This window comes from Massilia sp. 9I (genome assembly GCF_902506415.1).
Classification (GTDB): Bacteria; Pseudomonadota; Gammaproteobacteria; order Burkholderiales; family Burkholderiaceae_D; genus Telluria.
This window is the reverse complement of record NZ_LR733275.1, coordinates 4,586,612-4,604,675: the sequence shown is the minus strand read 5'-3', so window position 1 is coordinate 4,604,675 and position 18,064 is coordinate 4,586,612. Positions and strand designations below refer to the sequence as shown.

Genomic DNA, 18,064 nt, shown 5'->3' with positions numbered 1-18,064 from the left:
ACCCGACAATGCCGTTTCTTGACCACGCCGCTCCTCCGAAAACGCTGCGCATCCTCGGCGCCGCCATGCTTGCCGCCGGCCTCCTCGCCGGCTGCGGCAGCAGCCATGACGACGAAGAACTGACGCCAACGACGCTCGCGCTGGAAAAGATCGGCAGTTACAACGGCGGCAAGGTCGGCGCCGCCGAGATCACGGCTTTCGACGCCGCTAGCAAGCGCCTGTTCGTGGTCAACGGCGCCAACGGCACGGTCGACGTGCTGGATCTTTCCACCCCGTCCGCACCGAAACTGGTTGGCACCATCAACGTGAGCGGCCTGGGCGCCGGCGTGAACAGCGTCGCCGTCCACGACGGCCTGGTGGCGCTGGCGATCGAAGCCGCGCCCAAGACCAATCCCGGCACCGTCGCCTTCTACAATGCCGCCGACCTGAAGCTGGTGAACAGCGTCAAGGTCGGCGCCCTGCCCGACATGCTCACCTTTACGCCGGATGGGCGCACCCTACTGGTCGCCAACGAAGGCGAACCGAACAGCTACGGATTGGCGGATTCGAGCGATCCGGAAGGTTCAGTCAGCGTCATCACGGTCAATCGTGGCGGCACGCCGACGGTGGCCACCGCCGACTTCCGCGCCTTCAACGGCCAGGAAGCCGCGCTGCGCGCACAGGGCATCCGCATCTACGGTCCTGGCGCGAGCGCGGCCCAGGATTTCGAGCCGGAATACATCGCCACCAGCGAGGATGGCCGCACTGCCTACGTCACCCTGCAGGAAAACAATGCGGTCGCGATCGTCGACGTCGCCACCGCCAAGGTCACCGCGATCAAGCCGCTCGGCACCAAGAACCACAACCTGGCCGGCATGGGCCTCGACGCCTCGGACGAGGACGGCGGCACCAATACCAACAGCGGCACCCCGGCCGTCCGGATCGCCCCGCAGCCGGTGAAAGGCATGTATTTACCTGACGCGATCGCCCGTTTCACGGTGGATGGCAGCACCTACCTGATCACCGCCAATGAAGGCGACGCGCGCGCCGACTGGCCAGGCTTTAATGAAGAAACGCGCGTGCGCACCCATTGCAGCGCCGGACTCGACCCGGCCCTGTTCGGCGATGCCGCCAACCTGATCCTCGATTCGAACCTGGGCCGCCTGCGCATCACCACCACCCCGAACGGCGGCAGCACCGGCAAGAATGCGGCGGGCCAGTGCACCGAGCTGTACAGTTTCGGGGCCCGCTCCTTCTCGATCTGGGACAGCAACCTGAGCCGCGTGTACGACTCGGGCGACGAGTTCGAACGCAAGACCGTGTCGCTGCCGAACGCCCAGTTCAACGCCAGCAACGACAACAACACACTCGACAGCCGCAGCCCGGCCAAGGGTCCGGAACCGGAAGGCGTGGCCGTGGGCCGCTTCGGCAAGAAGACCTATGCCTTCATCGGCCTGGAGCGCGTCGGCGGCGTCATGGTCTACGACGTCAGCAAGCCATCGGCGGCCAGCTTCGTTACCTACCTCAACACGCGGACCAACGACACCGGCGACCTGGGTCCGGAAGGCCTGACCCTGATCCCGGCCGACAAGTCGCCCAACAGCAAGCCGCTGCTTATCGTCGGCAACGAGGTCAGCGGCACCACGGCCATCCTGCAACTCAACCTCAGCTACTAAGCTCCCCGGGAAATGCCAGCCATGACGGTTGGCATTTCTTCCCGCGCCGCCGATAATCGGCGCCATGCCTTATTCCATCGCTGCCCCCGTCCACTTCGAACTCGTCATCAAGAAGAGCCGCTTCATCGCCTGTGTCCAGCCGATGCCGGACCGCGCCGGCGCCCAGCAGGTCGTGGCAAGCCTGCGCGCCGAGCATCCCGGCGCCGCCCACGTGTGCTGGTCGCTGCTGGCGGGCGGCCAGTCGGCCGCGGTCGACGACGGCGAGCCGAGCGGCACGGCGGGGCGTCCGATGCTCGACGTGCTGCGCCACCAGGACCTGGAAGGCGTGCTGGCCACCGTGGTGCGCTACTTCGGCGGGGTCAAGCTGGGCGCCGGCGGACTGGTGCGCGCCTACACCGACAGTGTCGCCCAAGCCCTGCTGCAGGCGCAGAAGGTGCCGATCATCAAGCTGCAGCAGCTGCGCTGCACGGCGCCGTATGCACTGGAAGGCCTGGTGCGGCGCGAGCTCGATGCGGCAGGCGCCCGCCTGCTCGAGGTGGCGCATGGCGACGAGGTCTTGTTCGATTTCAGCCTGCCGGCCCAGGATGCCGGCGCCCTGCGCACCCGCCTCGACAACGCCGGCCACGGCCGCATTGGCTGGCCACAAGGCGAAGATGGCGTGCCTGCATAGGCCTGCGCTATACCAGTCATCACGACTCGAAAGCGGACTCGGGGCGCGCTAGGGGCTATAGTGGCCGATCCACTAAGATGAGAAATCTGCCCGTTTTGATCAAGAAAAGCCTCTTTCCCCTCGCCCTCGGCGGCTTCGGCATCGGCATGACCGAGTTCGTCATCATGGGCATCCTGCCCGACGTCGCCAGCGGCCTGAATATCAGCATCCCGCAGGCCGGCCACCTGATCACCGCCTATGCACTGGGCGTCGTGGTCGGCGCGCCGCTTCTAGTCAGCCTGATGGCGCATCGTCCGCCGCGCACGGTCTTGACGTGGTTCATGGCGATGTTCACGCTGTTTAATGCGATGTCGGCTTTTGCGCCGAACTTCGAGATCATGATGCTGTCGCGCTTTATGGCCGGCCTGCCGCACGGCGCCTTCTTCGGCGTCGGCGCGGTCGTGGCCAGCCGCCTGGCCGACGAGGGCAAGGTCGCCGCCGCGCTGGCCACCATGTTCACCGGCCTGACCCTCGCCAACGTCGTCGGCGTGCCGGCCGGAACCTGGCTCGGCCATAACATGAGCTGGCGCGCGGTGTTCCTGGTGGTGGCGGCGATCGGCCTCGTCACCGTGCTTGCGCTGCTCCGGCTAGTGCCCCATATCGAAGCCAAGGCGCGTACCAGCCTGATGCAGGACTTGCGCATCTTCCGCAAGCCGGCCCTGTGGCTGGCGCTGGCCATCACCTCGATCGGGACCGGCGGCTTCTTCGCCTTCTTCAGCTATATCGCGCCGCTGCTGACCGAAGTCACCCACTTCGCACCCGCCTCCATTCCGCTGGTGATGACGGTGGTCGGCGTCGGCATGACGGTGGGCGTGAACCTGGGCGGCCGCCTGGCCGACCGCGTACCGCCGCTACAGGCGATCCTGATCCTGCTCGCCACGATGACGACCCTGCTGCTGTGCAATGGCATGTTCGCCAGCTCGCAGCCGGCCATGCTCCTGCTGGCCTTTGCCTGCGGCGCCAATGCGCTGGCGTTGGGTCCGCCGATCCAGATGCTGCTGATCGAGCATTCGCGCGAAGCGGAAATGCTGGGCTCCTCGCTGGGACAATCGGGCTTCAATATCGGCAACGCCCTAGGTGCCTTCCTCGGCGGGATTCCGCTAACGCTGGGCTACTCGTATGCCTCGCCGCAATGGGTCGCAGCCGGTCTCGCCTTCGCGGGCGTGGCGCTGTCGGTGGCGATGCTGATGCAGGGCCGCGCGCAGACGCGCTGCGTCTGCTGACAAAAAAGGCGGCTTCAGGCCGCTGCGGGAATCGCACGTATGCGCTTGCGGCGGCTGGCAAAGGCCACGCCGACGCCGGCCAGCATCAGGGCCAGCGTGCCCGGCTCCGGCACGGTGATGTTGGAAGGATCGGTCTGCAGGTCACGGAAACCCGCGAGCTGGGTCGGCGTGAAGTAATGGTTGGAATTCACCTGGATGGTCGAGTTCCAGCTGCCCACCACCACCTGGCCATTGATCACGCCCCAGTCGGCGGTGACGGCTGCTTTGGGCGCCAGCACGCTGCCGATGATGCCCTTGACGTTGAGCGCCTTCGCATCCGGGAAGTTGAACAGCACGTTGTAGTTGCTCAGCGGCTCGAAGCTAATGCCGCCGTCGTTGAAGGTGGCGCTTTCTCCGCTGATGTTGAAGATCAGGGTCTGGCCGGCCACCAGCTTGTCCAGGGTCCAGCTGCTCGACGTACGGAACATGTCCGCCGACACATTGAACACGTCCACGCTACCGAGGCCGCTGCCGGTCAGCTTCACACCGCTCCACAGCTTGCTCACACTACCGGTGCCCTGGACCGCCGCCAGCTCGCTCGACAGTTTGAGGTAATAGGACGAGGCCGCCGCGAAATCGACGGGGCTGGTGCTGGTGCTTTGCGGCCTCGTCGCGTTTTCCAGCGTGACCTTGCCGCCGGCGTACATCTTGCCGTTGCTGATCGATCCACCCTTCAGCGTAATGTCGCCACCTGCAATCACCGCATGGCTGCCGTAGGCGGCCCGCTTGTTGGCATTGATGGAATAGGCACTGATGTTGACGTTGCCGCCGGCGATGACGGCGCCTTCGACGTCGCTCGACCGGGCCGAAAAATTCCCCAGCGTGTAGATATTGGCGCCGCCCATCATGCTGCCCAGGTCGAGGACACCGGCCTGGGCTGACCCAGCCGCCAGGAGTGCTGCGAACGCTACTACCTTCAGTGCTGGACGGTGCATGATGATTCCAAAAGGAAATATAAGATTCCCAATGGTATCATCAGATCTGGCAGTTTGCTCATGCCAGCGCTGTCACTACCTCTTCTGTCCATATAACTGTTGCAAATTCGCCATGCAGGCTAGCCAGGGCCGTGTCGTGCATCTCCTCGGCCGTGAAGTGGCGGCCGTCCGGACCGGTGCGCTCGAATGTGGCGGTGGCGTCCGCCACGAACCAAGTGTCGAAGCCGAAGTTGCCGGCCATGCGCGCCGTCGTCGAAACGCAATGGTCGGTCGTGAGCCCGACGATCACCAGCACCCCGATGCCGGCCGCACGCAGGCGCGCCTCCAGGTCGGTGCCGATAAAGGAACTGTTCACGCTCTTGACGATGACCGGCTCGCCCGCCAGCGGCCGACCTTCCGGCTTGTGCGCGAAGCCGGGCGTTCCTTCACGGAACAGGCCGGTCGGCGAGGCCGAGCGGTGCTGGATGTGGAAGATGGGGCGCCCTGTCTCGCGCCAGGCTGCCAGCAGCGCGGCGATGTTCTGCTCCGCGTCTGGATTGTTGCGCTGGCCCCAGCGCGGGTCGTCGAAGGCCTGCTGCACGTCGATGCTGATCAGGGCGGCGTTGGAGGGCAAGGCTTGCATTGTCTGTCCCAAAAAGAGAGAAGGCGGCGAGAGCGGCGGCAAAAATCAGAATTCAGGAATCAAACCAGCGCAACGTCGCCCAGCGCCTGGGCGGTGTCCGCGGCTTCGCTGCGCAGCAACTGCAGCGTGGCGGCGTCGAGCGGACCGCTGGCGTAATCGTCGTGCTGGCCCACGCCGCCCAGCGGCGAGGCCACCATGGCGTAGCGGTTGGCCAGCACCAGGGTGTCGAGCAGGGACTGCGGCTCCTGCGACAGCACCGCGTCGCGCAAGCCGCAGACGGCGTCGGCCACGTCGGCCGGGATCGCCAGCTTGCGCATGATCTCCACGCTCGCCACGTCCTCCACCAGCACGCCCCAGTTCTCGGTATCGTCCTCGAGCAGGCCGGGGAATTCGTCGGCGCGCGACAGCAGGTAGAAGCCGCCGACTTCGTGCACGATGCCGGCGAACAGGGCGGTGTCGGGATCGACCTTCGTGACGTGGCGCGCCAGTGCCTGCGCCAGCGCCGCCACCTGCACGCTGTGGGTCCACAGCTGCTCGGCCCGGGCGCGCAGCAGCGGGTCGGCGATGCGGTGGCCAAACTGGCGCACCATCAGGGCGGCGACCAGGCCGCGCAGGCGGCGGTAGCCGATGCGCAGCACGGCGGCGCGTACATTGTTGACCTGCGCGCCGCCGGCGCCGCTGCCGTAGGCGGCAGTGTTGGCCAGCGCCACGGTGCGTGCGGCCAGCTGCGGTTCGGACAGCACGAGGCGGATCGCCTCGTCCACGTGGCAATCCGGATCGTCCAGGGCCAGCTGCAGGCGCAGCACGGCATTCACGCTGGTGGGAAAGGTGATGTCCCCGCGTGCGGCCTGGGCGGCAATATATCCGAAGGCTTCAAGTTTGTTCACAAAGTAATTATACCCCTGCGCTCTGTGCCGCCCCGGCAATATGCGGCGGCGCATTCCAAAGAAAAAGCCCGCACGGCGCACCGTGCGGGCTCGGGACCTGAGCGATGCTGCAGGCTTACTTGACCTTGATGGTGCTCTTCACCTTGGTCACGCCTTCGACGCCCTTGGCGACCTTCTCGGCGCGCTCGGCTTCGGCCTTCGAGTCGACGAAGCCGCTCAGCATGACGACGCCCTTCTCGGTCTCGACCTTGACGGCCAGGGCGCTGGTGTCCGGCGCCGCGGCCAGGCCGGCCTTGACCTTGGCGGTGATGGCCGTATCCGACATCGCGGTCGCGGTGCGCGAGCCGGCGCGCTCGGTCGCCTTCTCGGTCTTGTCGGCCGCGGTGGAGGCGGTGTCGCGGGTCTTGTCGCCGACGTTCTCGGCAGTACGCTCGGTGCGGGCCGCGGCGCCGGAAGTGACTTCACGGGTCTTGTCGGCCACGTTATGGGCCGCTTCCTTGGTCTTGGCGACCACGCCGGCCGCGGCGGCGCGGGTCTTCTCGCCGGCGCGCTCGAGGGCGGTGTCAGGCTTGTCCTTGTTCTCGACCAGGCAGGCGGTCTTGTTGCCCTTTTCTTCGCACTTCTCGACGGCAGCCGCCTTCACCGGATCCTTGGTGTCGGTGCTGGCGACCAGGCCGGCGCTGCCGGTGGCGGCGGTGGAGCCGCTGCCGCCGGTGCTGGCAGCCTTGCCGTCGGTCGTGCCCTTGATGTCTGCCAGGGCGGCGGTGCGCACCGACTTGGCATTGTTCATGCAGCTGTCCTTGGCGTTGCCCTTCATGGTGTCGCACTTCTCTTCGGCCAGTTCGTACTCGGCCTCGGCCAGCTTGCGGCGTGCCGATTCGCGGTTGGCGCTGGTGTTGTCGTACTTGGTCACGGCAGCCAGTTCGGCTTTTGCGCGGGCGACGTCGGCCTGTTCCTCGCAAACGTCCTCATCCTTGAGCGCATCGCATTTCTGCTTGGCGGCCTTGTGGTCGGCTTCGATCTTCTGCATTGCCGTGCGGTAGCCGGCGGCGTCGTTCTGGGCAAAGGCCGGAGCGGCGGCGATGGTGGTGCCGGCGACGGTGGCGAGCAGAGCGGCGAGGAGTCGGTTCATGATGTGTCCCTTGGTGTAGGTTGTTGTGATGTCATCATTAAACGCCCGACGCTCGAGGCCATCTGTGCGACAGCGAACGCTCATCAACGATGTGTCATTACGCCAAGCCTATTCGGTGGCGAGCAGGCCCTCGCGCCACAGTCCGTCCACGTTGTCGAAGGGCGCATCGAGCTTGCCGAAAGCGGCGCCGTCGCCCGCCAGGCGCACCCAGGCGCGGGTGTCGTGCCCGCTACGCGGCACGCTGACCCGGTCGCGCACGCCGGCCAGCCACTGGTAGACGCGCGCGTACTCGTCTGGCTTGCTGCGCCGGGTCCAGGCCAGCGCGGCCAGGTCGGCGAAGCCTTCTTCGCGGCGCGTCTCGCGCATCGCTTTCGAGGCCGCCAGCAGCGACGAGTCCGCGGCGCGCTCCTCGCCCACTTCGACGAAGCCGGCCGGCAGCGCGTGCCAGGCGCCTTGCGCATAACGCCAGCAGTGCGCGATCTCGTGCGCCGCCATGGCTTCGATCAGCGCGCCCTGCTGGGCTTCGGGGATCCCGGCCAGCACCGTCTCGGCATCCGGGTTGTTGCGCAGCGACATCACCAGTTTGCAGCGGCCCTTGTCGAAGCCCATCGCCAGCGGCACGTCGCCGGGACGCGGCTGGGGCTGCACGGTGATGTCGAGGGGGAGTTTAAGTTGCTGGGAGTAGGCCAGCACCGGCCCGGCGGCTTCCAGCCAGCGCTTTTCCAGCGTGGTCAGCTCGGCGGCGTGGAGTGCCGGAGCGAACAGGCTTGCCGCCAGTACGCCGGCCATGAAGGGCTTGAACATCGCGATTTCTCCCAGGGACAATGAAATGCCTAACGGCAATTCTAGCCCGGGCTCAAGCCCTGCTTTGAGGAAAATATTTGTCCGTGTTTAGAACGGCAAACTTGTCAGTTTTGCCCGGCAGCTGCGGGCTCGCCGCCCTGCAGCGGCGGCAGGATGGCAGCCAGGCGCTGCACTTCCGCTTCCATGGCGGCTGCCGCGGTGGATGCCTGCAGCAGGGCCGTGGTGCGGCGCGCGCTTTCGCTCTGGCCCGGCGCCTGGCCATCCTCGAGGCCGATCGCCGAGGTCACCGCGGTGACCCGCGCCACCGCGTTCGCGATCGCCTGCAGCGCGCCGGCGTCTTCCATCTGGGCCACCGGGCTGCCGACCAGGTCGCGGATATCCTTCACCACGGCCGTGGAACGCAGCGCCAGCGCTTGCAGTTCCTGGACCACGGCGTTGCTGTCCTCGTCCTGCTCGCCGCTGCGCAGCGCATGCACGGCGGCGTCGAGCGCCAGGATGTTGGCGCGGAAGGCAAGGCCGTCGATGGCGCCGACGATGTCGTCGACACGCTTGGGCGGCGCGGCAGGCGGTTGGTCCGCTGCGGGATCGTCCTTCAGCGGTTCAGCCTCCGTGCGCGGCAGGGCGCGCAACACATACCAGGTGCCGAACACGGCCGCTGCGACGGCGCCTGCGCACAGCAGCACGATCCACTGCGAAAAACCGGAGGCCAGCTGGCGCGCATGGGCCATGTCGTCGGCCGACAGCTTGCTTTCGAGTTCGATGAAACGCGCAAGGCTGGCCTGCCAGTCGACAAAGGCCGGCGCCACCTGCTGCGCCAGCAGGGCCCTGGCTTCCTGGGTTTCTCCCAGGGCGTGCAGCGCGACCATGCGCTCGACCAGCGGACGGGTGCGTCTTTCCTGTTCCTTGATCGCGGCCAGCGATTCCCGCTCCCCGAGCTGGATACTCGGGAGTTCGTGGAACAGCGCGTCCAGCGGCGAGGCCGCTTGCGCATAAGCATCGGCCAGGGTCTTGAGGCGGGCGATCGGGGCTGCGGCTGCGGCCGGATCGGGAGCGAGGGCGACGTCGCGCACAGCGATCGCGCGGTCGCGCACGCTGGAGCGCAGCTCGAAGGCATAGCGCTGCTTGATGCCGTTGACGTCGTCGATGCGGAACAGGAGCTGCTCGATCTGCCCCGCGCGCGCCGCGGCGAGCACGGCCAGCGCGATCATCAGGAGGATCACGGCGCCGTAGCCGATGGCCAATCGCGCGCCAGTGGAGAGGGGCTTCGTCGTCATGTTCTTGTCGTTCAGGCCGCGGGACGGCGCCGGGACAGCGCACAATAATTTCCCCGAAGCAATGCTGTGACTATAACACGGAGCCTGTATGGATTGACGAGGCTTTCAGTTTAGATTAAGTAAATTCGGCGGCACTGTTGCGTACGTGCCAAACAGGCCGCCGAATCGGCATTACTTCGTCAGCGAAGCCGCTGTCACGAAGCTCGGGCGGATGTCGTTCGGCACGCTCGATTTCAGCTTGTCGAGCGCCTTCTGCACTTCCGGACGGATCACCACGTACTTCGTCATCATCGCTTTGGCAGCGTCGTAGTCGCCGGTGGCTTCGATGGTCAGGAACTCGCGGTCGAGGTCCGCGACCGCTCCCTTGATCTTCTTGAAGTCGACCGAGAAGGTGCCGTCGCCATTCGCCACGAAGCCGCCCTTGTCGAGCAGGTAGTTGACCTGGATCGCCATGCCGCGCGCGTGCGAGGAAGTCAGGCCGAAGTGCAGGGTGCGGAAGCTCGAGGCCAGGAAGGTGTTGTAGAGCTTGCGTTCGGCGGCCGCGCCCTGCCCCAGCGTGTCCTTCAGCAGGCTCTTGTCCATCATATAGCCCAGCGCCCACAGGCCGGTGATGTCGGCCTTGGCTTCCTCGATGGTCGAATAGGTGTCCTTCAGGTCCTGGCGCGGGGTCGATTCCTTGCCGTCCTTCTTCGTGTGGTGCGGACCGAGGCCGTGCATGATCTCGTGCGCCAGGATGTGGGTGAAGAAGGAATCGAAGTCGAGGTCCTTCTGGTCTTGCGGGCGCAATACCAGCTTCGAGATGGGCTTCAGGGTCGACTGGAACTTCGCTTCCTGCACGTTCTTGAGCATCACGCGCTTGGAGCCGCGCTCGCGGATCACGCGCTCGTCGTTCGGCAGGTTGTAGGCGGCAGTCTGCACGCCCATGTTGCCATCGCCGGCGCCGTAGACCTGGTTCACCACCACCATCGGGGCGATCGCGCCGACCTTCGGATTGCGGTACTGCTTGTCGACCGGCAGGTTGTCTTCCAGTTCCTGCAGGTGCTTGCCGAAGAAGGCCAGCTTCTGGGTTTCCTTCTGGTCGCGGATGCTCACGTAGGCTTCGAAGGCGGCCTTGTAGCCGAACAGCTCGTCGTTATAGGTTTCGTACGGGCCGATGGTGACGTCGACCGGAGCGTCCAGGTCCATCCAGGCGAAGTCCGAGGCCAGGTAGTCGTTCGACAGGAAGGCGTCGGCGCGCAGGCTCAGGAATTTCTTGAGCGAGGCGTTGTCTGTGGAGGCCGCGGCGTCGCGCAGCAGCTTGGCCAGCTTTTCCAGGTCAGCGCGGTATTCGTCGGAATACTTCACGGTGCGGAACTTGCCGTCGGGGCCAGTGCGGATCACGGTGAAGAACCACTGCGCATCGGCTTTCTGCGCGGCCGGCAGAGCGTTCATCCAGCTTTCCAGCGCTTCCTTGGTCGCGTTCTCGGGATAGAAATTGGCGCCCAGCGGCTTCTTGGCCGGGATCTTGATGCCGGCATACTCGGCGGGCATGAAGGACTGGTTGTCGTCGAGGCCCGACCACGGGCCCTTGTTCAGCCAGAAGGCGTTCTGGCGCGCCTTGCCCAGTTCCGAGTTGTCTTTCTGGAGCGCAGCCCACAGCGCTTCGTTGCCGGACCAGCGCTGGCGCAGCTGCAGGGTGTCGATGATCTTGGCGGCCTCGATCAGCTTGGCCATGGCGGCGCGGTCGCCTTTCGAGAGCTTCGAAGTGTCGGCCTTGAGTTCGGCCGGCGCGAAGCGCTTGGCCATGCCGTGCAGTTGGGCGGCGGTGGCCGGCTCAGCCGCTTGTGCCGCATTGGCGTACGCGGCGCCGAGGGCCGCGACCAGCACGAGGGGTGCGAACAGCTTGTTCATGGAGTCTCCTGTCAGGGTGTTATTGTGCGGCGATTGTAAACCTCATTGCAGCGCGGGCCCCGTGTACTTCATCAGCAAGCCTTTCGGTCCCACGGCCCAGCCCTGAGTCGGGCTGGCGAAGCCGACCGTGTTCATCGGTGTCTTGTCGAGTTCGGTCCAGTTGCGGCCGGCATTCAGCGAATAGCCCGAACCCGCCAGGCCTGCGGCAACGAGCGCACGCGGCGCGCCGGGTACGGGCATCACCACCGACATGTAGCCGGCGGGCGCGACCTGCACCGGCGTCCAGCTGGCGCCGCCGTCCGTGGTGAAGGCGCCATTGGTGCCGGCCATGCGGGTTTCCTTGTAGTCGCCGCCGGCGGCGAAGCCCTCTTTCGGATTCAGGAAGGCGACCGAGAACACGCCGCGCGCGGCGGCGCCGGCAGGAATCGGGGTCGCGGAAGCGCGCCAGGTCTTGCCGCCATCAGGGGAGTGGAACACGCGCGAAGTGGCGCTGCCGCCGGTCGCGATCCAGGCGTCGCTGCTGCCTGCCACGGCGAGGCAGGTGCCGCTGGCGGCAAAGGCGCCTTCGTTCGGCATCGCTTCGATACCTTTCGAAGCGATCTCCTGCCAGGAGCGGCCGCCGTCGTTCGTCGTGTAGACCTGGAAGCTGCCCTTGACCGGGTCGCCGAACAGGATGCCCTTGTCCTTGTCCCAGAAGGCCATCGCGTCCCAGAAGCCTTCGGCCACCGGGTTGGTGACGATCAGCTTCCAACTGGCGCCGCCATCGTCGGTGCGGTAGATGCGCGAGGCCGCGCCCGGCCCTGCGCCCATCACGACGGCGCTGTTCGCGTCGAACGCCTGGATGTCACGGAAGTCGATCTTGTCGGCGTCCGGCACCTGCATCGCCTGCCATTGCTGGCCATCGACGGTGCGCAGGACGGTGCCCTTGGCGCCGCTGGCCCAGGCCACCTTGCCGTTCACGACCGACAGGCCACGCAGCTCGGCGCCGGTGCCGCTGGGGACGGCTTGCCAGGATTGGGCGCTGGCCGCACTGGAAACCAGGAGGGCAGCAAGGAACAGGGCGCGTGCAGGCAGGGACATGATGCGGATCCTCGTATGGTTGAGTGATCCGCATTGTAGCCCTACTTTACTGCGGCGCTTTCGCGATCGTAGCGAGTGCTTCGCCCTGCTCCCAGCCGCCGCCGAGCGCACGCGCCACGGCGACGGTCGCCAGCAGGCGCTGGGTGCGGATCTGGCTTGCCGCGCGGTCCGCCGCCAGCGAGGTGCGCTGGGCTTCGGTGACGTCGAGATAGGTCGACAGGCCGCGCTGGTAGCGCGCCTGCGCCACCAGCAGCGCGCGCGCCGCGGCTTGCTGCGACTGCGTCTGCACCTCGCCCTGGCGCTGGCGCTGCTCCACGTCCGACAGCGCGTCTTCCACTTCGCGCAGCGCGGTCAGGAGGCGCGTCTGGTGGTTGGCCACCGCTTCCTCGTAGCGTGCTTTCGACAGCGCCAGGTTGGCCTTGTTGCGGCCGCCGTCGAAGATCGGCAGCGACAGCGCCAGCGGACCGAAGGAGAACTGACGTGCGCCGCCGCTGGCCAGGTCGCGCAGGTGCTCCGAGGCGAAGCCGAAGTTCGACGTGAGCGACAGCGACGGGTAGAACGCGCCTTCGGCCACGCCCACCTGGGCGTTGAAGGACTTGATCTGGGCGACGCTGGCCGCCAGGTCGGGACGCTGCCCCACCAGGCTGGCCGGCAGGCCGACCGGAATGTTTGGGGGCTGCGGCAGCTGGGCCTTCGCGTCGCCCGCCAGCAGCGGCGCGCTCGGCGAGGCGCCGACCAAAGTGGCCAGCGCGTGTTCGACCGTATTGCGCTGGCGCTGCACCTCGTGCAGGTCGGCTTCGGCGTTGGCGCGTTCGATGCGGGCGCGCGAGACGTCCAGTTCGTTCGTCAGCCCGCCCCTGAAGCGCGCTTCGACCAGGTCTTGCGCTTCGCGCCGCGCCGCCAGGGCGTCGCGCAGGATCGCCAGTTCGGCATCGAGCCCGCGCAGCTGCCAGTAGGAGCTCGCCACTTGGCCGGACAGCATCAGGAGCACGCCGTCGCGGTCGTTCTGCGCGGCCAGCGCCTGGGCGTCGGACGCTTCCACCACGCGGCGCACGCGGCCCCACAGGTCGAGTTCATACGAGAGCGAGGCGCCGACGCTGAAGTTGTTGCCTTCGATCGAACGGTGGCCCAGCGCGATACCCTGCGAGGTCTCGCTCGAAGTACGCGAGTTCGACACGCCCACGCCCACCGAGACGTTCGGCACCTGGCCGGCGCGCACCACGCCCAGCTGGGCTTGCGCCTGCAGCAGGCGCTGCGCGGCGGCCTGTACGCCCGGGTTGTCGCGCAGGGCGCGCGCTTCCAACTGGTCCAGAGTGGCGTCGCCGAACACGGTCCACCACTGGGCCGGCAGGCGCGCGGCGTTATTGTTCGACGCCGCATGGCGGTATGAGGTATCGGCCGCGCTGGCAGGGGCCTTGAAGTCGGGACCGACGGTGGTGCAGCCACCGAGTGCGGCGCCCAGGACGCTAAGGAGTACGAGTTTCTTCAGCATGTTCATTCTCTTCATTCGAGTTCAGTGGGCGCCCGATGCACCGCCGGGAGACTTCACCTTGTCCGCCAGCCAGATCGCGGCGATGCAGCCGATCAGCACCAGGCCGACAATCCAGAAGCCGTCGTTGTAGGCCATCACATAGGACTCGCGCCGCACGATGCGGTCGATCACGGCCAGCGCCTGGTTGGCGGCCGTCGCCGGGTCCATGCCGCCCGCCATCAGGCCCTGGGTCAGCTGGTCCAGGCGCTGCTGGGTCGCCGGCGCGTACTGCGACACCGCCTCGCCCAGCCGCGCCGAGTGGAAGTGTTCGCGGTTGGTCAGGCTGGTGGCCAGCAGTGCGATGCCGATCGAGCCGCCCAGGTTACGGGTCATGTTGAACAGGCTCGAAGCCGACGGCATGTCCTTCGGGGCCAGGCCCTGCATCGCGAAGTTCGACAGGGTCAGCATCACGAAGGGCTGGCCGATCGCGCGGATCACCTGGGTCACCATCAGCTGGTCGTAGCCGGTGCTCGCATCCATGAAGGCGTTCATCAGGCAGGAGCCGCCGAACAGCAGCAGGCCGAAGGAACACAGGATGCGGTTGTCGACCTTCGAGGACAACGCGGCGGCAAACGGCATCACGAGCAGCTGCGGCAGGCCGACCCAGGCGATCACTTCGCCGATCTGCATCGGCGTGTAGCCGGCGATCTGGCCCAGGTAAAGCGGCAGCAGGAACGACGAGCCATACAGGCCCATGCCGGTCACCGCCGACAGCACGGTCGCGACCAGGAAGTTGCGCTGGCCGTAGAGGCGCAGGTTCACGAAGGGGTCCGGGCGCGAGAAGCTCACCGCCACCCAGCCCAGGATGCCGAACAGCGACAGCGCAGCAAAAGTAACGATGAAGCTCGACTCGAACCAGTCCTTCGAATTGCCCTCTTCCAGGAAGATGGTCAGGCAGGCCAGGCCGAGCGCCATCAGGCAGATGCCGAGCCAGTCGGCGTTGAGCAGGGTTTTCAGGTTCGGCTTTTCCGGATCGAGCCCGTACACCATGCCGGCGATGAGCAGCACGCCCGGCACCCAGTTGATGTAGAAGATCGAGGGCCAGCCATACAGCTCGGACAGGTAGCCGCCGAGGGTCGGGCCCATGGCCGGCGCCAGGGTGGCGGTGAGGCCGAAGATCGCCATGCCGACCGCGCGCTTGGAGGCCGGCAGCCGCGTCATCACCAGGGTCATCGCCATCGGAATGAGCGCGCCGCCGGTGAAGCCCTGCAGCATGCGGAACACGATCATGCTTTCCAGGTTCCAGGCCGCACCGCACAGGGTCGAGAACAGCAGGAACAGCGAGGTCGTGCCGATCATGTACCAGCGCGCCCCGAAGGCGCGGGTGAACAGCGCGGTCATCGGGATCACGACGATCTCGGCGCACAGGTAGGCGGTCGAGATCCACGAGCCCTCTTCCTGCGTGGCCGAGAGCGTGCCGAGGATGTCGCGCAGCGAGGAGTTGGTGATCTGGATGTCGAGCACCGCCATGAAGGCGCCCAGCATGCCGGCGGCCACCGCGATCCAGGTGCGCGCGTCGATGCGGGCGCCGTTGGCCGGCGCTCCGGGCATGGCCCCCGGCGCGGCGGCCTTCGTGAGGCTAGTCATTGCCGATCCTTAGTGCGCAGCTGCTGCGGTCTGGGTGTGCTGGACCTTCTGGCCGAGTTCGACTTCGGCCACCACCGACATGCCCGGCACCAGGCGGCCGGCGTACTTCTTCACGTCCGCAGGATCGAGCACGATCTTGACCGGCACACGCTGGACGATCTTGGTGAAGTTGCCGGTGGCGTTATCGGCCGGCAGCAGCGCGAACTGGGCGCCCGAGGCCGGCGAGAAGCTGTGCACGCGGCCTTCCAGGTGCTTGCCCGGCAGCGCGTCGACTTCGAGCGAGACCTGCTGGCCCGGCTCCAGGCCGGCCAGCTGGGTTTCCTTGAAGTTGGCGGTGACCCAGACCTCGTCCTCGACCACGGCCAGCAGCTGCTGGCCCGGCTGTACGCGCGCGCCGACTTCGATGCTGCGCTTGCCGATGCGTCCCGCCACCGGCGCCACCACCTGGTTGTAGGCCAGCTGCTGGCGCGCGTCCTTCAGCTGCGCCTGCAGCACCTTGATTTGCGCCTTGAGCACGTCGCGGCCTGCGCTGGCGGCGCTCACCTGGGCCTGGGCCGCGCTGGCGCTGTCGCGCCGCGCCGCCACGTCGGCGGTGGCGGCGGCGCGCGCCGCGCTCGAGGCGTCGACTTCCGCCTTGGAGACGGCCTTCATGGTGTCGTTGTACAGCTGGCCGTAGCGCTCGGCGTCCTGGCGCGCACGCACCAGCTGGGCCTCGGCCTGCTTGATCTGGGCGCCGGCGGCGGCGGCCTGCGCCTTCACCTGCGCCACCTGGGCGTCGGCCTGGCCGATCTGCTGCTCCACGCTGGCGATCTGGGCTTCGATCTGCTCGACGCGCACGCGGTGGTCGGCCGGATCCAGTTCGGCGATCAGGTCGCCGGCCTTCACCAGCTGGTTGTCATCCACCAGCACGCGCGTGACCACGCCGGCCACGCGGCTCGACACCGGGTGCACGCGGCCGGTGACGTAGGCGTTCTCGGTCTCGACGAAGTGGCTGCTGCGGTACCACATGCGCCCGCCCGCGCCGAGGGCGACCAGGGCGATCAGTCCCACCACGCCCAGCACGCGCTTGTTGGGCGGGGTCTTGCCCGGCGCTGCCGGCGCGGTGGTCGGGGCGGCTGCCTGCGCGGTGGGGGTGTGCGATTCTGCCATGGGGTCAAACTCCGAAGATAAATGAAATGGGTCCATCGCATTATTCGACATGACGGGACCGAAGTCAAGAAATGAAACGGTTGCATTTCATTTTTAGGTGCATTACTCTATCCGGCATGAGTAAAGCCCATTCCGACACCACCGACACCCTTGATACCGGCAAGGCTGCGAGCAAGTCCGCCGGCCGCCCCAAGGCGTCGGAAGTCGAAGCACGCATGCGCGATCTGATCGACGTGGCCGGCTGCCTGTTCCTGAAGCACGGTTATACCGGCGTCAGCCTGGAAGCCATCGCCCGCGAAGCGCGGGTGGCGGTGAGGACCATCTACGTCAAGTTCGGCGGCAAGGCCGGCCTGCTCAAGGCGGTGCTGGCGGCGCGCCGCGAGCGCTTCTTCCCGGTCGGGAAAATGGACGTCGACCAGCGCCCGCTGCGCGAAGTCATCGGCGAGTTCGCCGGCTATTTCTACGACATGCTATGCGAATCCGACGCCATGGCCTTGCAGCGCGTGGTCATCGCCGAAGCCGGCAGCAGCCCGGAACTGGCCGAGGCCTTCTATGAAGCCGGGCCGCGCGCCACCCGCGAAATGCTGGAGCGCTACTTCAGCCGCCCCGACGTGCGCGCCCAGCTGCGGCCGGACGTACCGGTCGCCCTCCTCCCTGCGCACCTGATCGCCTGCATCAATGGCGACCCGGTCGTGCGTTTCCTCTTCCCCGACCAGGAACCGATTCGCGCCGAAGCGCGCCGTCTGCTTTCCGAGCGTCTAGAGTTGTTTTACCGCAGCATTTTTTGACCAAATGGACTCCGGTCTGTGCGTGATCGCACCGACGTATGGGGAATAAATGTGTCAATCTGACATCCTTATTACAGGAGGATGTCATGAACAATAAAACGACAGCGGCAGTTCGCCGCGAGGAGGAAGCATGAGCAAGTCTTCCCGCTATGAATGGCGCGACCAGCAGGCTGCCCTGCAGGAACGCATGAAGCTGTTCTTGCAGAACCCGAACAACGAACAGCTGGAAGCGGTCGTTACGGAAATGCGTGCCTACGCCGCGGCGGCCCAGTCGGGCAGCATCGATATTCCGCAGCGTTTCATCGCGTTTACCTGAACCGGCACACGCCCGAACAAGCCGCCCCGCGCAAGCCGGGCGGCTTTTTTACGCCTGTCAGTCGGCCAGTGCGGGCGCCGGACTGCCCTGCGCCTGGGTGTCGAAGTCGTGCAGGCGGGTCAGGCAGTAGACCTTGCGCGGAGCGCGGTGGCGTTCGTGTATTTCGCGGGTCATGACTTCGACCCGGCGCGGCTGCAAGGATACCTGGCGCGGGTCGATCGGGTCCGGCGCACCGCCGGCGAAGCGCGCCGCCAGCTGCTGGGAAATGGTGCCGGTGACGATCGCCGACTCGCCATGGACGGTGGTCCTGAGCTCGAAGCAGCGGGTTTCGGGCAGCACGAATACCGTGCCGACGTATTCATTGCCGTGTTCGTACATCGCAGCCTCCCTGTAGCCGACTCACACACGCCCATCATAGCGTCAATATGGGAGCTTGCCCTCAT

The 18,064-nt window shown here is 66.7% G+C and carries 17 protein-coding genes; 5 read left to right on the top strand and 12 right to left on the bottom strand.

From position 1 onward, the window contains the following. The first annotated feature begins 8 nt into the window (after window positions 1-8). The 3 genes from GV068_RS20500 to GV068_RS20490 all read left to right on the top strand — a co-directional run bounded on the left by GV068_RS20500 (window position 9) and on the right by GV068_RS20490 (window position 3,587). A complete protein-coding gene (locus tag GV068_RS20500; protein ID WP_159702177.1) occupies window positions 9-1,655 on the top strand; it encodes a choice-of-anchor I family protein in 1,647 nt (548 codons plus the stop codon). A gap of 64 nt (window positions 1,656-1,719) precedes the next feature. Beyond that, window positions 1,720-2,325, top strand: a complete 606-nt coding sequence (locus tag GV068_RS20495) for a YigZ family protein (protein ID WP_159702174.1) — start codon at window positions 1,720-1,722, stop codon at window positions 2,323-2,325. Window positions 2,326-2,402: 77 nt separating this feature from the next. Next, on the top strand, window positions 2,403-3,587 hold the full coding sequence (locus GV068_RS20490) for an MFS transporter (RefSeq protein WP_229464385.1): 1,185 nt from the start codon (window positions 2,403-2,405) through the stop codon (window positions 3,585-3,587). Between the two features lie 14 nt (window positions 3,588-3,601). Here the strand turns inward: GV068_RS20490 and GV068_RS20485 are convergent, their stop codons facing one another. The 11 genes from GV068_RS20485 to GV068_RS20435 all read right to left on the bottom strand — a co-directional run bounded on the left by GV068_RS20485 (window position 3,602) and on the right by GV068_RS20435 (window position 16,517). Beyond that, on the bottom strand, window positions 3,602-4,561 hold the full coding sequence (locus GV068_RS20485; RefSeq protein WP_159705319.1) for a choice-of-anchor A family protein: 960 nt from the start codon (window positions 4,559-4,561) through the stop codon (window positions 3,602-3,604). A gap of 58 nt (window positions 4,562-4,619) precedes the next feature. Next, on the bottom strand, window positions 4,620-5,183 hold the full coding sequence (locus GV068_RS20480; protein ID WP_159702171.1) for a cysteine hydrolase family protein: 564 nt from the start codon (window positions 5,181-5,183) through the stop codon (window positions 4,620-4,622). A gap of 59 nt (window positions 5,184-5,242) precedes the next feature. After that, a complete protein-coding gene (locus GV068_RS20475; RefSeq protein ID WP_229464382.1) occupies window positions 5,243-6,070 on the bottom strand; it encodes an HDOD domain-containing protein in 828 nt (275 codons plus the stop codon). A 115-nt stretch (window positions 6,071-6,185) separates the two neighbouring features. Then, window positions 6,186-7,202: a BON domain-containing protein gene (locus GV068_RS20470; RefSeq protein ID WP_159702165.1), complete on the bottom strand. Its 1,017-nt coding sequence runs from the start codon at window positions 7,200-7,202 to the stop codon at window positions 6,186-6,188. A gap of 108 nt (window positions 7,203-7,310) precedes the next feature. Continuing rightward, window positions 7,311-8,006 carry a hypothetical protein gene (locus tag GV068_RS20465; protein ID WP_159702162.1) on the bottom strand — a complete coding sequence of 232 codons (696 nt, stop codon included), beginning with the start codon at window positions 8,004-8,006 and terminating at the stop codon, window positions 7,311-7,313. Window positions 8,007-8,110: 104 nt separating this feature from the next. After that, window positions 8,111-9,280 carry a methyl-accepting chemotaxis protein gene (locus GV068_RS20460; RefSeq protein WP_159702159.1) on the bottom strand — a complete coding sequence of 390 codons (1,170 nt, stop codon included), beginning with the start codon at window positions 9,278-9,280 and terminating at the stop codon, window positions 8,111-8,113. Window positions 9,281-9,451: 171 nt separating this feature from the next. Then, on the bottom strand, window positions 9,452-11,170 hold the full coding sequence (locus GV068_RS20455; RefSeq protein ID WP_159702156.1) for a hypothetical protein: 1,719 nt from the start codon (window positions 11,168-11,170) through the stop codon (window positions 9,452-9,454). A gap of 42 nt (window positions 11,171-11,212) precedes the next feature. Then, a complete protein-coding gene (locus tag GV068_RS20450; protein WP_159702153.1) occupies window positions 11,213-12,250 on the bottom strand; it encodes a YCF48-related protein in 1,038 nt (345 codons plus the stop codon). Window positions 12,251-12,296: 46 nt separating this feature from the next. After that, the gene (locus GV068_RS20445) at window positions 12,297-13,742 is read right to left on the bottom strand and encodes an efflux transporter outer membrane subunit (RefSeq protein WP_159702150.1); all 1,446 of its coding nucleotides are present in this window, start codon (window positions 13,740-13,742) and stop codon (window positions 12,297-12,299) included. Between the two features lie 21 nt (window positions 13,743-13,763). Continuing rightward, the gene (locus tag GV068_RS20440) at window positions 13,764-15,368 is read right to left on the bottom strand and encodes a DHA2 family efflux MFS transporter permease subunit (protein ID WP_159702147.1); all 1,605 of its coding nucleotides are present in this window, start codon (window positions 15,366-15,368) and stop codon (window positions 13,764-13,766) included. A 9-nt stretch (window positions 15,369-15,377) separates the two neighbouring features. Then, window positions 15,378-16,517 carry an HlyD family secretion protein gene (locus tag GV068_RS20435; RefSeq protein ID WP_159702144.1) on the bottom strand — a complete coding sequence of 380 codons (1,140 nt, stop codon included), beginning with the start codon at window positions 16,515-16,517 and terminating at the stop codon, window positions 15,378-15,380. A 116-nt stretch (window positions 16,518-16,633) separates the two neighbouring features. Between GV068_RS20435 and GV068_RS20430 the strand changes: the two genes are divergently transcribed. Then, entirely contained in the window at window positions 16,634-17,305 is a 672-nt protein-coding gene (locus GV068_RS20430; protein ID WP_159702141.1) for a TetR/AcrR family transcriptional regulator, read from the top strand. 130 nt (window positions 17,306-17,435) lie between these two features. Continuing rightward, the gene (locus GV068_RS20425) at window positions 17,436-17,621 is read left to right on the top strand and encodes a hypothetical protein (protein ID WP_159702138.1); all 186 of its coding nucleotides are present in this window, start codon (window positions 17,436-17,438) and stop codon (window positions 17,619-17,621) included. Between the two features lie 57 nt (window positions 17,622-17,678). Here the strand turns inward: GV068_RS20425 and GV068_RS20420 are convergent, their stop codons facing one another. Further along, on the bottom strand, window positions 17,679-17,999 hold the full coding sequence (locus tag GV068_RS20420; protein WP_159702135.1) for a hypothetical protein: 321 nt from the start codon (window positions 17,997-17,999) through the stop codon (window positions 17,679-17,681). Window positions 18,000-18,064: the final 65 nt, after the last annotated feature.

Excerpts from the sequence above, each read along its gene's own strand:
- GV068_RS20435 (WP_159702144.1), bottom strand. The coding sequence starts at position 16,517 with ATGGCAGAATCGCACACCCCCACCGCGCAGGCAGCCGCCCCGACCACC.
- GV068_RS20445 (WP_159702150.1), bottom strand. The coding sequence starts at position 13,742 with ATGCTGAAGAAACTCGTACTCCTTAGCGTCCTGGGCGCCGCACTCGGT.
- GV068_RS20430 (WP_159702141.1), top strand. The coding sequence starts at position 16,634 with ATGAGTAAAGCCCATTCCGACACCACCGACACCCTTGATACCGGCAAG.
- GV068_RS20500 (WP_159702177.1), top strand. The coding sequence starts at position 9 with ATGCCGTTTCTTGACCACGCCGCTCCTCCGAAAACGCTGCGCATCCTC.
- GV068_RS20465 (WP_159702162.1), bottom strand. The coding sequence starts at position 8,006 with ATGTTCAAGCCCTTCATGGCCGGCGTACTGGCGGCAAGCCTGTTCGCT.
- GV068_RS20420 (WP_159702135.1), bottom strand. The coding sequence starts at position 17,999 with ATGTACGAACACGGCAATGAATACGTCGGCACGGTATTCGTGCTGCCC.
- GV068_RS20450 (WP_159702153.1), bottom strand. The coding sequence starts at position 12,250 with ATGTCCCTGCCTGCACGCGCCCTGTTCCTTGCTGCCCTCCTGGTTTCC.
- GV068_RS20460 (WP_159702159.1), bottom strand. The coding sequence starts at position 9,280 with ATGACGACGAAGCCCCTCTCCACTGGCGCGCGATTGGCCATCGGCTAC.
- GV068_RS20455 (WP_159702156.1), bottom strand. The coding sequence starts at position 11,170 with ATGAACAAGCTGTTCGCACCCCTCGTGCTGGTCGCGGCCCTCGGCGCC.
- GV068_RS20425 (WP_159702138.1), top strand. The coding sequence starts at position 17,436 with ATGAGCAAGTCTTCCCGCTATGAATGGCGCGACCAGCAGGCTGCCCTG.
- GV068_RS20495 (WP_159702174.1), top strand. The coding sequence starts at position 1,720 with ATGCCTTATTCCATCGCTGCCCCCGTCCACTTCGAACTCGTCATCAAG.
- GV068_RS20480 (WP_159702171.1), bottom strand. The coding sequence starts at position 5,183 with ATGCAAGCCTTGCCCTCCAACGCCGCCCTGATCAGCATCGACGTGCAG.
- GV068_RS20485 (WP_159705319.1), bottom strand. The coding sequence starts at position 4,561 with ATGCACCGTCCAGCACTGAAGGTAGTAGCGTTCGCAGCACTCCTGGCG.
- GV068_RS20470 (WP_159702165.1), bottom strand. The coding sequence starts at position 7,202 with ATGAACCGACTCCTCGCCGCTCTGCTCGCCACCGTCGCCGGCACCACC.
- GV068_RS20490 (WP_229464385.1), top strand. The coding sequence starts at position 2,403 with ATGAGAAATCTGCCCGTTTTGATCAAGAAAAGCCTCTTTCCCCTCGCC.
- GV068_RS20440 (WP_159702147.1), bottom strand. The coding sequence starts at position 15,368 with ATGACTAGCCTCACGAAGGCCGCCGCGCCGGGGGCCATGCCCGGAGCG.